Source organism: Nonomuraea polychroma (assembly GCF_004011505.1).
Lineage (GTDB): Bacteria > Actinomycetota > Actinomycetes > Streptosporangiales > Streptosporangiaceae > Nonomuraea > Nonomuraea polychroma.
Window position 1 is genome coordinate 10,920,874 of sequence record NZ_SAUN01000001.1, and the last position, 12,989, is coordinate 10,933,862.

The 12,989-nt window shown below is 69.2% G+C and carries 12 protein-coding genes; 7 read left to right on the top strand and 5 right to left on the bottom strand.

All coding sequences use genetic code 11. The features are described 5' to 3' along the window. Positions 1 to 102: 102 nt before the first annotated feature. Complete coding sequence (locus EDD27_RS51025; RefSeq protein WP_127939905.1) at positions 103 to 363, bottom strand: HGxxPAAW family protein; 261 nt, start codon at positions 361 to 363, stop codon at positions 103 to 105. A 224-nt stretch (positions 364 to 587) separates the two neighbouring features. Between EDD27_RS51025 and secA the strand changes: the two genes are divergently transcribed. Further along, positions 588 to 3,377, top strand: a complete 2,790-nt coding sequence (gene secA, locus EDD27_RS51030) for a preprotein translocase subunit SecA (protein ID WP_127939906.1) — start codon at positions 588 to 590, stop codon at positions 3,375 to 3,377. 59 nt (positions 3,378 to 3,436) lie between these two features. On the opposite strand, the gene EDD27_RS51035 is transcribed toward secA, so the two are convergent. The 4 genes from EDD27_RS51035 to EDD27_RS51050 form a co-directional block, all read right to left on the bottom strand. Then, a complete protein-coding gene (locus EDD27_RS51035; RefSeq protein WP_127939907.1) occupies positions 3,437 to 3,826 on the bottom strand; it encodes an Rv3235 family protein in 390 nt (129 codons plus the stop codon). Between the two features lie 179 nt (positions 3,827 to 4,005). Continuing rightward, positions 4,006 to 5,280 carry a PTS transporter subunit EIIC gene (locus EDD27_RS51040; protein WP_127939908.1) on the bottom strand — a complete coding sequence of 425 codons (1,275 nt, stop codon included), beginning with the start codon at positions 5,278 to 5,280 and terminating at the stop codon, positions 4,006 to 4,008. 83 nt (positions 5,281 to 5,363) lie between these two features. Continuing rightward, on the bottom strand, positions 5,364 to 6,692 hold the full coding sequence (locus tag EDD27_RS51045) for a PTS transporter subunit EIIC (RefSeq protein WP_127939909.1): 1,329 nt from the start codon (positions 6,690 to 6,692) through the stop codon (positions 5,364 to 5,366). A gap of 39 nt (positions 6,693 to 6,731) precedes the next feature. Next, positions 6,732 to 7,472, bottom strand: a complete 741-nt coding sequence (locus EDD27_RS51050; RefSeq protein ID WP_241564697.1) for a GntR family transcriptional regulator — start codon at positions 7,470 to 7,472, stop codon at positions 6,732 to 6,734. A gap of 112 nt (positions 7,473 to 7,584) precedes the next feature. Here EDD27_RS51050 and EDD27_RS51055 point away from each other — a divergent pair, with 112 nt between their 5' ends. From EDD27_RS51055 to nagZ, 6 genes are all read left to right on the top strand, one after another. Then, positions 7,585 to 8,619, top strand: coding sequence for an SIS domain-containing protein (locus tag EDD27_RS51055; protein WP_127939911.1), 1,035 nt, complete (start codon positions 7,585 to 7,587; stop codon positions 8,617 to 8,619). Positions 8,620 to 8,817: 198 nt separating this feature from the next. Continuing rightward, complete coding sequence (locus tag EDD27_RS51060) at positions 8,818 to 9,054, top strand: PTS sugar transporter subunit IIB (RefSeq protein WP_127939912.1); 237 nt, start codon at positions 8,818 to 8,820, stop codon at positions 9,052 to 9,054. Positions 9,055 to 9,063: 9 nt separating this feature from the next. After that, the gene (locus EDD27_RS51065) at positions 9,064 to 9,510 is read left to right on the top strand and encodes a PTS sugar transporter subunit IIA (protein ID WP_127939913.1); all 447 of its coding nucleotides are present in this window, start codon (positions 9,064 to 9,066) and stop codon (positions 9,508 to 9,510) included. 83 nt (positions 9,511 to 9,593) lie between these two features. After that, on the top strand, positions 9,594 to 9,857 hold the full coding sequence (locus tag EDD27_RS51070) for an HPr family phosphocarrier protein (RefSeq protein ID WP_127939914.1): 264 nt from the start codon (positions 9,594 to 9,596) through the stop codon (positions 9,855 to 9,857). Between the two features lie 11 nt (positions 9,858 to 9,868). Further along, the gene (gene ptsP / locus EDD27_RS51075; protein WP_127939915.1) at positions 9,869 to 11,533 is read left to right on the top strand and encodes a phosphoenolpyruvate--protein phosphotransferase; all 1,665 of its coding nucleotides are present in this window, start codon (positions 9,869 to 9,871) and stop codon (positions 11,531 to 11,533) included. Between the two features lie 150 nt (positions 11,534 to 11,683). Continuing rightward, complete coding sequence (nagZ, locus tag EDD27_RS51080; RefSeq protein WP_127939916.1) at positions 11,684 to 12,979, top strand: beta-N-acetylhexosaminidase; 1,296 nt, start codon at positions 11,684 to 11,686, stop codon at positions 12,977 to 12,979. Positions 12,980 to 12,989: the final 10 nt, after the last annotated feature.

A 12,989-nucleotide genomic window follows, 5' to 3' on the forward strand; every position in this document is an offset into this window, starting at 1 on the left:
GGGCGGCGTGCAACGGGTGGTGATGGCGGAGGATGCGGGTCGGGGGTGGGGAACGCAAAGGCGGGCAGCCGATGAGATCGGTGCCCGCCTGTGAAGCTCGGTTCAGCGGTGGTCTTCGGCGCGCATGCCCACCCTCGGCGCGTCGATCACGACGTCAGTGAAGATGTCGAAGACGAGAGCGAGGATGCCGCCCACGACGAAGACTCCGACGCCGACCCAGATGAGCGTCCAGCTGGTGGCGGTCAGCCCGAAGCCGGCGACGGTGAATCCGACGATCATGATCGTCACCGCCAGCCACGAAGACGCCCGCCCGCCGTGGCTGCCGAGATTCTCCGTGTGCTCCGACTTCTTCCCCTCAACCATGACAAATCCTTCCCTTTGCCGGTTATGCCGCTATTGATGCGGACCGGCGCTCAACCGGCATACCCTCTGCCTTGCCCCTATTCTCCCAGACGTGTACCGCGCCCTCGTCGGCACGGTGGCTGTGTCTGGTTGCCGAACCGCCTACGATGGCAACGGGGAAGTTTGTCTCGGCCTCTCCTCCTGGCGACGCCGCCGGGGTAGACCTGCGAGGAGCTTTACATAAAGTGGCAGCCATTCTCGACAAGATCCTACGTGCCGGCGAAGGCAAGATCCTGCGCAAGCTCAAGCGGATCGCAGACCAGGTCAACTCCATCGAGGACGACTTCACGAGCCTGTCCGACGCGGAGTTGCGCGAGCTGACGGACGAATTCAAGCGACGCTACGCGGACGGCGAAACGCTCGACGACCTCCTTCCTGAGGCGTTCGCGACCGTGCGTGAAGCGGCCCGTCGCGTGCTCGGCCAGCGCCCCTACGACGTGCAGATCATGGGCGGCGCCAACCTCCACTTGGGCAACATCTCCGAGATGAAGACCGGTGAGGGCAAGACCCTCACCTGCACGTTGCCCTCCTATCTCAACGCGCTCACCGGCAAGGGCGTCCACGTCATCACGGTCAACGACTACCTGGCCAAGCGTGACGCCGATACCATGGGCCGCATCCACCGCTTCCTCGGTCTCGAGGTCGGCTGCATCGTCTCGGGCCAGCAGGCCGACGAGCGCCGCAAGCAATACCAGGCCGACATCACGTACGGCACGAACAACGAGTTCGGCTTCGACTACCTGCGCGACAACATGGCCTGGTCGCTCGACGAGTGTGCGCAGCGCGGCCACTACTTCGCGATCGTCGACGAGGTGGACTCGATCCTGATCGACGAGGCCAGGACGCCGCTGATCATCTCCGGGCCTGGCGAGCAGTCCGGCAAGTGGTACCAGGAGTTCGCCAAGATCGTCCCCCGTCTGGTGAGGGGCAAAGAGGCGAAGAACCCGGGCGAGGAGAGCACCGGCGACTACATCGTCGACGAGAAGAAGCGCACGGTCGGCATCCTGGAGTCCGGCGTCGCGAAGGTCGAGGACTGGCTCGGCATCGACAACCTCTACAAGCCCGAGCACACCCACCTCGTCGGCTTCCTGAACAACGCGCTCAAGGCCAAGGAGCTGTTCAAGAAGGACAAGGACTACATCGTCGCCGACGGCGAGGTCCTGATCGTCGACGAGTTCACCGGCCGCATCCTGCACGGCCGCCGCTACAACGAGGGCATGCACCAGGCCATCGAGGCCAAAGAGGCCGTGAAGGTCAAGGACGAGAACCAGACGCTCGCCACGGTCACCCTGCAGAACTACTTCCGCCTCTACGAGAAGCTGGCCGGCATGACCGGCACGGCCGCCACCGAGGCCAACGAGTTCCACCAGACCTACAAGCTGGGCGTCGTCCCCATCCCCACCAACCGGCCGATGATCCGCAAGGACCAGCCGGACGTGGTCTACAAGACCGAGGACGCCAAGTTCAACGCGGTGGTCGACGACATCAAGGAGCGCTACGAGCGCGGCCAGCCGGTGCTCGTGGGCACGACCTCGGTGGAGAAGTCCGAGCGGCTGTCCAAGGCGCTCAAGCGCCGCGGCGTGCCGCACGAGGTGCTCAACGCCAAGAACCACGCGCGTGAGGCGACGATCATCGCCGAGGCGGGCCGCAAGGGCGCCGTCACCGTCGCCACCAACATGGCCGGTCGAGGCACCGACATCATGCTCGGCGGCAACTCCGAGTTCCGCGCCGACCTCGAGCTGCGCCAGCGCGGGCTCGACCCGGTCGAGACGCCGGAGGAATACGAGAAGGCCTACCCGGAGGCCCTGGAGAAGGCCAGGGCCGCGGTCAAGGCCGAGCACGACGAGGTCACCCAGCTGGGCGGCCTCTACGTCCTCGGCACCGAGCGTCACGAGTCGCGCCGCATCGACAACCAGCTGCGCGGCCGCTCCGGCCGTCAGGGCGACCCCGGCGAGTCGCGCTTCTACCTGTCGCTCGGTGACGACCTCATGCGCCTGTTCAACTCGGCCAAGGTCGAGATCATCATGAACCGGCTGCAGATCCCCGACGACCAGCCGATCGAGTCCGGCATCGTCTCCAAGGCCATCGCCTCCGCCCAGCACCAGGTCGAGCAGCAGAACTTCGAGATCCGCAAGGAAGTTCTGAAGTACGACGAGGTGATGGACCGCCAGCGCAAGGTCATCTACGCCGAGCGCCACCGCGTGCTGGAGGGCGCCGACCTGCACGAGCAGGTGCGCGGCTTCATCGGCGAAGTGATCGACGGCTACGTCCAGGGCGCCACGGCCGAGGGCTTCGCCGAGGAGTGGGACCTCGACAAGCTGTGGAAGGCGTTCGGGGAGCTCTACCCGGTCTCGGTCAGGATCGACGACATCGTCGAGGAGGCCGGCGGCCGCGAGGAGCTCACCGCCGAGCTCATCAGCGAGAAGATCAAGAAGGACGCGCTGGAGGCTTACGACCGGCGCGAGGAGGAGTTCGGCCCGGAGACCATGCGCGACATCGAGCGCCGGGTCATCCTGTCCGTGCTCGACCGCAAGTGGCGCGAGCACCTCTACGAGATGGACTACCTGCGCGAGGGCATCGGCATGCGGGCCTACGCGCAGAAGGACCCCAAGATCGAATACGCGCGTGAGGGCTACGAGATGTTCACCGCGATGCTCGAGGGCATCAAGGAGGACTCCGTGGGCTTCCTGTTCAACCTCGAGGTCGAGGTGCAGGAAAACCCGATCGTGGAGGAAGAGGACGCGGTCATCGCGGAGACCCGGTCGATCATCGCCCGCGGGCTGCGCGGGCCTGAGCGGCCGGCCGAGCTCGAATACACCGCGCCCGGTGAGCAGGGCGGGGTCGAGCACACCAAGGTGCGGACCACTTCGGCGGAGCGGGCCGCGTACGGCAACGTGGAGCGCAACGCGCCGTGCCCGTGCGGGTCCGGCAAGAAGTACAAGCGCTGCCACGGAGACCCCAAGCACGCGGCCTGACCCGCCGATCGCCAGGACCCCCGCCTTCACCAGCCAAGAAGGCGGGGGTCTTCGTTGTGCTACGCGGTCTCGAAATCGGTGCACAACCAGTGGACGCCGCGGCGTTCCAGCCGTACGGCGAGGACGTGGTTACGCTCGCCGCAGTGGACGAGCACGCACATCTCGACGGCTCCGTCGCGGGGTTCCTTCACGTGCATGCTCCCGGCGAACGGTGTGCGGCTCGTCTGGATCATTCGTCCCGCCTTGAGCAGCTCGCGGTAGGCCCGGGACGTGAGCCGGTCGGCCAGAGTCTCCGGGGCACGCCGGCCCGCGAGCACCTCGGCCAGGGCCTGCCCGAAGTGGCGCAGCTTGCGCTCGTCCGGCGCGGCGCCGGGCGGTCCCCATATCAAGGGCTGGCCGTCCAGGGCCAGGGCTCCGTCGACCTGCGGGTTGTTCGGTGCTGCCGACACGTGTCCTCCACAATTCCGGGGGGCGGAGAATGAATCGCTATAAAGAGTTTTCGGCTCGGCTCCGATATACGGGAGCCGCCAGCTTCCATGGTTTCCGTGCCTTTTTGTGGCTTTCGGCGAGGAAAGTGATAGGCGAGTTGGGTCCCGTCGTCGTCGTTCTGGTCGGGGGCTGACGGGCGCTATGTGTCGCCCGTAACCTCACGGCCTGGCGTGGGCAGGTTCAGCGTGCGGATGAGCACCGAAAAGATGACGTAATAGATGAAGAAATAAGCGATCCCGAACGCGATGATCAGGCCCAGGCCGTGCGTGTTCGACTTGCTGGCGTTCAGCAGCAGATCGATGGCCCCGCCCGAGAAGGTGAAACCCAGGCGGGCGCCGAGCTCGGCCATCAGCGCCATCGACAGTCCCGTCAGCACGGCGTGCACGACGAAGAGCACCGGCGCCACGAAGATGAAGGCGAATTCCAGCGGCTCGGTGATCCCGGTGATGAACGCCGTCAGACCGGCTGAGAGCATGATGCCCCCGACCGGGCGGCGGCGGTCGGGCGGGGCGGCTCCCCATATCGCGATGGCCGCACCCAGCAGGCCGAACATCATGACAGGGAAGAAACCGGTCATGAAAATGCCCGCGCCTTGTTCACCGGCGAAATAGCAGTTCAGGTCCCCGGCCGCATTGCGGATCGCGCCGTTGACGCCCGCGTGGCACTCCGGGAGCGTGAACCAGACGATGGTGTTGAGGAAGTGGTGCAGGCCCACGGGGATGAGCAGTCGGTTGGCGACGCCGTAGATGCCGGTGCCGACGGCGCCGTGAGCCGAGAGCCAGTCGCCCGCCGCGGTGAGCCAGTCGCCGACCGGGCGCCACAGCAGGCCGAAGAGCACGCCCAGGAGCAGGGCGGCGACGGCGGTGACGATGGGGACCGAGCGGCGGCCGCCGAAGAAGGCCAGCCACGACGGCAGTTTGACCCGGTAGAAGCGCTGCCACAGCAGGGCGGCCGTGATGCCGATGACGATGCCGCCCATGACGCCCGTCGGGTTCTGGGCGCCGACGTTGACCGTACGGGTGCCGTCCTGGAGCACGAGGAGGACCTTGTCGTGAACGGCGCCTTCGCCCGCGTCGAAGAACAATGTCTTGGTGACGCGGTCGAAGACCAGGTAGCCGACCACGGCGGCCAGGGCAGTGGTGCCGTCGGCCTTGCGGGCGAAGCCGATCGCCACGCCCACGGCGAACAGCAGCGGCAGGTTCTCGAAGAGGGCGCCGCCGGCGGCCGCCAGCACCTTCGCCACGGGGAGCAGCCAGGGCAGCACGCCGCCCAGGCCGTTCGCGCCGAGGAGGTCGTCCTGGCCGAAGCGGAAGAGCAGGCCGGCGGCGGGCAGGACGGCGATGGGCAACATGAGCGAGCGGCCGATGCGCTGCAGCACGGCGAAGGTCGCCGGCCAGGCCGAGCCCTCGCCCATCGCCGCACCCGCCCCCGCTCGGTGATCCGTTCGCGGGGGACTGGTGGGTTCCTACCACCAGGGTCCGACGGGAAAACCGGGCTCTAGGGGGAGCCCCGGCTGGTCTCGCCGGAGTCGACGTCGGGCTCCGGCTCCCGGCCCGGGGTCATGATGTCGAGCCGGCGGATCAGGAAGGTGAACACCACGTAGTAGACCGCGCCGTAGATCACGCCGAGCAGCAGGATGCCCGGCAGGTTCTCGGTGTTGGACTTGCTGGCGTTCAGCAACATGTCGAGCAGCCCGGCCGAGAACCCGAAGCCCAGTTGCCCGCCGATCAGCGTGGTCAGCGCCATGGCGAGGCCGGTCAGCACGGCATGCACGGCGAACAGCAGCGGCGCCACGAAGATGAAGGCGAACTCGATCGGCTCGGTGATGCCCGTCACGAACGACGCCAGCGCCGCCGACAACATGATGCCGCCCACGGTGGCGCGCCGGTGTTTGGGGGCAGCCCGCCACATGGCCAGGGCGGCGGCCGGCAGGGCGAACATCATGATCGGGAAGAAGCCGGCCATGAACTGGCCGGAATGGGGCGCGCCGCCGAAGTAGCAGTTCCAGTCGCCGCCGAGCACGCGGCCGCCCACGTCGCACTGCGGGACGACGTACCAGACGACGGAGTTGACGAAGTGGTGCAGGCCGAGCGGGATGAGCAGGCGGTTGATCAGACCGTAGATGCCGGTCCCGATGGGGCCGATCGCGGTCAGGGCCTCGCCGCCGTGCCGGATCCATTCGCCGATCACCGGCCAGAGCCAGCCGAAGAGCACGCCGATGACCAGCGCCACGATGGAGGTGATGATCGGCACGAACCTGCGCCCGCCGAAGAACGCCAGCCAGGACGGGAGCTTGATCCGGTGGAAGCGTTGCCAGAGGAGCGCGGCGACCAGGCCCATCACGATGCCGCCGAGCACCTTGGTGGGGTTCTGCATGCCGTAATTGATGATCTCTACGACGCCCTGGTCCTGGACCTCCTTGATGGAGACGGTGTCCCTGATGCGGGAGCCGAAGAACATGACCTTGGTGACGCGGTCGAAGACCAGATAGCCGACCACGGCGGCGAGGGCGGTGCTGCCGTCGGCCTTGCGGGCGAAGCCGATCGCGACGCCCACCGCGAACAACAACGGCAGGTTCTCGAACAATGCCGCGCCGGCCGCGGCCAGCACTTCGGCGACCTGGTTCATCCAGGCGAAGCCCGCCACGTCGGCCAGCCCGCCCGGCTCGCCGCCGTTGGAGCCGAGCATGTCGGGTTGCCCGAAGCGCAGCAGCAGAGCGGCCGCGGGCAGGGCGGCGATGGGCAGCATCAGGGAGCGGCCCAGCCGCTGGAGCACGGTCATGATGCGCGCGAACGGCGAGGGCCGGGCGGCGGCGGTCTCGTTCACCGGGCGTTCCTCCGGGGGTGGGAACTCGGCGAGGGGCCCTCAGCCCCGTCTTACCGGCATTTCCAGAATGGTGCGCAGCTGGTAGCGGTCGGCGCGATAGGTGGACACGCCCAGCTCCGCGCAGACGCCGCCGGAGAACGACCTGCGCTGCAGCAGCAGCACGGCGCCGCCCCGCGGCAACTTCAGCAGGTCGGCGTCGCTCGGGTCGGCGATGCCGCCGTCGATGGTGAGCTCGCCGGCGTCCATGACGAGGCCGTAGTGGCTCTCCAGCAGCTCGTACAGCGACTTGTCGGACAGGTTGTGCTCGGCCAGGTCCGGGGCGAGCTTGACCGGGATGTGGGCCCGCTCGATGGACAGCGGCTCCCCGTCGGCCGTACGCAGCCGCTCGATGAAGTGCACCTCCTCGCCGGGCTGGATCCCCAGCTCCTTGGCGAGGTGGGCGCTGGCGCGCACGACCCTCCTGTCGAGGTCGCGTGAGCCGGGAACCATGCCCCGGGCCCTCATGTCGTCGGTGAACGACGTCAGCTGCAGTGCCAGCTCGATCTTCGGCCGCGCCACGAACGTGCCCTTGCCCGGCACCCGGTGCAGGCGGCCCTCGGACACGAGGTGGTCGACGGCCTGCCGCACGGTCATGCGGGAGAGGCCGAAGCGCTGGCACAACTCGCGCTCGGACGGGATGGCGGCGCCGATGCTGAGCTCGTCGCTGTCGATGAGGTCCAGCAGGATCTCGCGAAGCTGGAAATATTTCGGCACCGGACTGTCCGGATCGATGTGTGCCACGCATCCTCCCCTCGTGCATACCTGGGTCATAGGTTATGGTTCGTACTGGTCTAGTCCGGACTAGACCACATCATGCGAAAGACGGTCAAGTCCGAAGGGGAACGAGCCCACGATGACCACGAAGATGCGCAGCGAGATCGCCGAGCAGCCGGCCGCGCTGCGGGCCACGCTGGACTCCCTGCTTCCCAGGACCGACGAGGTGAGAGCGGTGGGCGAGCGCACTCGCCAGCTGCTGTTCATCGCGCGCGGCACCTCCGACAACGCAGCAGTTTACGGCCGCTATCTGGTCGAAGCGCACACGGGACGGCTGGCCGCTCTGGCCGCTCCGTCGATCGCGACCACGTACAAGCGCAAGCTGGACCTGGACGGCGTGCTGGCCGTGGCGATCTCGCAGTCGGGGCGGACCGAGGAGATCGTCGAGACGCTGGCCTGGGCCAAGGACTGCGGCGCGGCGACGGTCGGCATCACCAACGGGGGGCCGGACAGCCCGCTCGCGCAGGTCGCCGACGTGGCTCTGTGCACCGAGGCGGGGGAGGAGAAGGCGGTTCCCGCGACCAAGACGTACACGACGCAGTTGGCCGCGCTGGCAGTGCTCGCGCTCGGGCTGGGCGCCGACGTGGACGTGGCCGAGCTGCTGCGGGTGCCCGAGGCGGTGGAGAAGCTGATCGCCGAGCCGGGTGACGTGGAGGCGGTGGTCGAGGGGCTGCTGGACAAGCCGGGCGTGGTGGTCTCCGGGCGCGGGCTGGCGTTCTCGACGGCGCTGGAGACGGCGCTCAAGCTCAAGGAGGCCTGCTACCTGCACGCCATGGGCCTGTCGTACGCCGACCTGCTGCACGGCCCCATCGCCGTGGTCGACGCCGACACCCCGGCGCTGCTGGTCGCCGCCGAGAACAGCCCGACGCTGTCCGGTACGGTCGCGCTGGCCGAGCGGGTGGTGGCCGCGGGGGCGGCGGCGTACACGATCGGTGGCGGGGAAGCGCTCGCCCGGGCCGGCACGGCCGCGCTCAACGGCCCCGACCTGCCCGAATGGGTGGCGCCGATGGGTCTGATCATCCCGGGGCAGTTGCTCACCGAGGCTCTGGCCCGCCGGCTCGGCATCGACCCCGACGCGCCGCGCGGCTTGAACAAGGTCACCCAGACCGACTGAATGAGCGTCTCTGACTGGCTATGGGTGCCAACCGTACCGACGGGCTGCACCCGGCGCCGGTCCGTTGGCGCGTCCCCGTCCGGACGCTGACCCGCCGGCCCCAGGGTCCGGCGGGTGGGCACGGGGCTGTTACGAGGCGCAACCATTCGATTACCCAGGCCGCCTGTAGCCTGGGTTGGGGAGAGCTAGGGAGGCCGGATGGCGGCGGATGTGAACGCGATCATCGCCGGGCTCGGCGGCGTCGACAACATCATCGACATTGAGCCCTGCATCACCCGCTTGCGTACGGAGGTGCACGACGCGTCCAAGGTGGACCAGGCCGCGCTCAGGGCGGCGGGCGCGCATGGCGTGATGGCCGCGGGGAATGTGGTCCAGGTCGTCGTCGGGCCGGAGGCGGACACGATCGCCAGCGACATCGAGGACATCATCGGCTGAGGCGAGACCATGACGACTGTTCTCGCCCCGGTTGAGGGGGCAGCTGTGGGGTTGGCCGCCGTGCCCGACCCGGTGTTCTCCGCAGGCATGGTGGGGCCGGGAACGGCGATCGATCCGCTGCGGGGGCCGGGCAAGGCCGTGGCCCCCATAGCGGGAAAAATCATGAAATTGCATCCGCATGCGTACGTCATCGTGGGGGACGACGGCAAAGGCGTGCTCGTGCACCTGGGCATCGACACGGTCCAGCTCAAAGGGAAGGGGTTCAAGCTGTTGGCGGCGGAGGGCGACAGAGTGAGCGCGGGCCAGCCGGTCGTGGCGTGGGACCCGGCGGCGATCGAGGCGGGCGGCCGCTCGCCGGTCTGCCCGGTGGTCGCGCTCGACGCCCTGTCCGAAGCCGTGACCGGGATGGTTGAAGGCGCCGTGCACGTCGGGGACGAGCTCTTCCAATGGGAATGAACCCCGGGTTTTTCGACACAATATGCATGGCAGCGCAACCACGCGCGTCCAGCTGGTCTGGACCGGCACAGAAGGAGGAGTCGATGGGTGAGCGCAAGGTCACCGTGGCGGCGGAGGTGGGGCTGCATGCCCGCCCCGCGGCGACGTTCGTGCAGCGGGCGATGAAGGCCCCGATGGACATCACGGTGGCGAAGATGAACAGCGCGAAGGCCCCGGTCAGCGGAAAGAGCATTCTCGCGATCATGGCGCTGGACGTCAGGCAGGGCGAGACCGTGGTGATCAGCGCGGAGGGCGAGGGCTCGGAAGAGCTCCTCGACGAGCTGGCCGAGATCGCCGGTACGCCGTGAACCTGCGGGGGGTGGGGGTCAGCCCGGGCATCGGGCACGGCCCCGCGTACGTGATGACCGTCTCTGTGCCCGAACCCCCCGAGGGCGCCACGTACACCGGTGAGGCGGATCAGGAGAAGGAGCGCGCGATGGCCGCGCTCCGGCAGGTCGCGGGCGAGCTGGAGTCCCGCGGCAACCAGGCGGGCGGCGAGGCCGCGGAGATACTCAAAGCTCAGGCGCTGATGGCCGAGGACCCCGGTCTGGTCGTCAAGATGCGTACCCTCATCGACCGGGGCCTGGCCGCTCCTAGGGCGGTTTTTGAGGCATTCACGAAATATCGCGACGTGTTGGCCGGGTCCGGGGGCTACCTGGGCGAGCGGGCCGCCGATCTGAACGACATCAGGGACCGCGTGATCGCGGTGCTGTACGGGCAGGCGATGCCGGGGTTGCGGGGTGCGCCCGCGGAGCCGTACGTGCTGGTCGCCAGGGATCTCGCGCCTGCCGACACCGCGTTGCTCGCCAAGGGGCAGATCGCGGCGTTCGTGACGGAGGAGGGCGGTCCCACCAGCCACACCGCGATCCTGGCCAGGGCCATGGGTGTGCCTGCCGTCGTGGCCTGCCGGGGCGCGACCGGCATCCCCAACGGGGTCCGGGTGATGGCCGACGGCACCTCCGGCGGCGTACGCGTGGAGCCGGACGAGTCCGCCGTCGCCGACGCGGTGAGCGCGGCCAGGGCCAGGCAGGCGGCGCTGTCGTCGGCGACAGGCCCCGGCAGGACCGTCGACGGGCACCGGGTCCCGCTGCTCGCGAACGTCGGCGGCCCTTCCGAACTGGAGGCGGCCGTGGCCGCGGGCGCCGAGGGGATCGGACTCTACCGGACCGAGTTCCTCTTCCTCGACCGGGCCGAGCCGCCTTCTCTGGAGGAGCAGGTGAGGGCCTACCGGGCGGCGGTGGAGGCGTTCCCCGGCGGAAAGGTGATCGTGCGGACGCTCGACGGGGGTGCGGACAAGCCTCTGGCGTTCCTGCCTTCCTCCGCCGCGGCCTCGGCCGAGCCCAATCCGGAGCTCGGGGAGCGCGGGCTGCGCAGGCTCAGGAGATTTCCCGAGGTGATGGACGCGCAACTGTCCGCGCTCGCGGCCGTGGCGTCCGAGGACCTCATGGTGATGGCGCCGATGGTGGCCACCGGAGAGGAAGCGGGGTGGTTCGCGCGGGCGTGCCGGGCCAGAGGGCTCACGGGCGTCGGCGTGATGATCGAGATCCCGTCGGCCGCGCTGCGGGCCAGGGATCTGCTGGCGTCCGTGGACTTCGTCTCGATCGGCACCAACGACCTCGCCCAGTACGCCTTCGCCGCCGACCGCCGGCTCGGCGCCGTCAGCACGCTGCAGGATCCGTGGCAGCCCGCGCTGCTCGACCTGGTCGCCATGACCCTGAGCGCCGCGTCCGAGGCGGGCAAGCCGTGCGGGATTTGCGGGGAGTCGGCGGCCGACCCGGCCATGGCCTGCGTGCTGGTCGGTCTCGGCGCCTCGACGTTGTCGATGGGGGCCGGGGCGCTGGCCGCCGTACGTGCCGCGCTGGCCGCCCACACGCTCGCCCAGTGCCGGCTGGCGGCCGATGCGGCGCGGGCACGTACGACGGCGGCCGAGGCCCGCGCCGCGGCCCGCGCCCACCTCCCCGGCCTCGACCACCTCGGCCTGTAGCGACCGGCCTGCCTGTACGTCTTCCCGGCCGGCCCTGCCCCACCGGCATCGGCTTGCCGGCACCCGCCGATCGGTGCTGGACCGACCCGGAGCGCGGACTCGTCCGAGGCGCGGCCCCGGCTGGGTCGTCGGATGGATACCTTGGGAGGCATGCTTCGACGGATCGGTACGGCAAGCATCCTGGTGATCGCTCTGGCGGCGTGCGGCAGCGGCGGCGGCGCCGCCGGCGCGACCCCGATCGGGGGCAAGGCCGCGCCGCCCGCGCCCACCACGGCACCGCCGCAGAGCCCGCCCCAGACGCAGGCCCAGCCGGACCCGGTCCAGCGCGTGCTGTCGAAGATGAGCGTCGAGGAGAAGGTCGGCCAGCTGTTCATGCCCGTCCTCTACGGCACGACAGCCGACGCGGCCTCGGGCGAGAACCGGGCGAGATACGCCGCCCAGACCCCGGCCAAGGTGATCGCCAAATACCACCTGGGCGGCGTGATCCTCTTCCCGCACAACGTCAAGAGCGTCGGCCAGGTCGTCGGCCTCACCAACGGCCTGCAGCGGGCGTCGAAGCAGGTCCCGCTGCTGATCGGCACCGACCAGGAAAACGGCCTGGTGTCGCGGATGTCCGCTCTCATGACCGACTTCCCCGGCGCGTCCCGGATCGGCGCCACCAAGGACGCGGACCTGTCGCGTGCCGTGGCCGAGGCCACCGGCGAGGAGTTGCGCGTGCTCGGCGTCAACCTGGACTTCGCTCCGGTCGCCGACGTCAACGTCAATCCGAGGAATCCCGTCATCGGCCCGCGGGCGTTCGGCAAGGACCCGAAGCTGGTGGCCAAGATGGTCGCGGCAGCGGTCAAGGGGTTCGCCGAGGCGAAGGTGGCCGCGACCGCCAAACATTTCCCCGGCCACGGCGACACCACGGTGGACAGCCACACCGGCCTGCCGGTGATCAAGCATTCGAAGGCCGAGTGGGAGCGCATCGACGCGCCGCCGTTCAAGGCCGCGATCGATGCCGGGGTGGACGCGGTGATGAGCGCCCACATCGTCTTTCCGAAGCTCGATCCGTCGGGCGACCCGGCCACGTTGTCCAAGCCCATCCTGACCGGCCTGCTCCGGGAGAAACTCGGCTTCAAGGGCGTGATCTCCACCGACGCGCTCAACATGGCCGGCGTGCGGCAGAAGTACAACGACGGCGAGATCGCGGTCCGCGCCGTGCTGGCCGGCGCGGACCTGCTGCTCATGCCGAACGATCTGCCCAAGGCCTACCAGGCGGTGCTGGCGGCGGTGAAGTCAGGGCGGATCAGCAAGGAGCGCCTCGACCAGTCCGTGACCCGGTTGCTCACGCTCAAGCAGGCCAGGGGATTGCTGACCGGGGCGCCCACGGCATCGGCCGAGGAGGCGGCCCGCGTGCTGCGCTCCGCCGAGCACCGCAAGCTGGCCGCCCGGGCCGGCGACTAGTAGACCCGCT

Bases quoted from the DNA above. Each gene is read 5' to 3' on its own strand.
- EDD27_RS51025 (WP_127939905.1), bottom strand. From the start codon at position 363: ATGGTTGAGGGGAAGAAGTCGGAGCACACGGAGAATCTCGGCAGCCAC.
- EDD27_RS51040 (WP_127939908.1), bottom strand. From the start codon at position 5,280: ATGGGCGAGGGCTCGGCCTGGCCGGCGACCTTCGCCGTGCTGCAGCGC.
- EDD27_RS51055 (WP_127939911.1), top strand. From the start codon at position 7,585: ATGACCACGAAGATGCGCAGCGAGATCGCCGAGCAGCCGGCCGCGCTG.
- EDD27_RS51060 (WP_127939912.1), top strand. From the start codon at position 8,818: ATGGCGGCGGATGTGAACGCGATCATCGCCGGGCTCGGCGGCGTCGAC.
- EDD27_RS51065 (WP_127939913.1), top strand. From the start codon at position 9,064: ATGACGACTGTTCTCGCCCCGGTTGAGGGGGCAGCTGTGGGGTTGGCC.
- EDD27_RS51070 (WP_127939914.1), top strand. From the start codon at position 9,594: ATGGGTGAGCGCAAGGTCACCGTGGCGGCGGAGGTGGGGCTGCATGCC.
- nagZ (WP_127939916.1), top strand. From the start codon at position 11,684: ATGCTTCGACGGATCGGTACGGCAAGCATCCTGGTGATCGCTCTGGCG.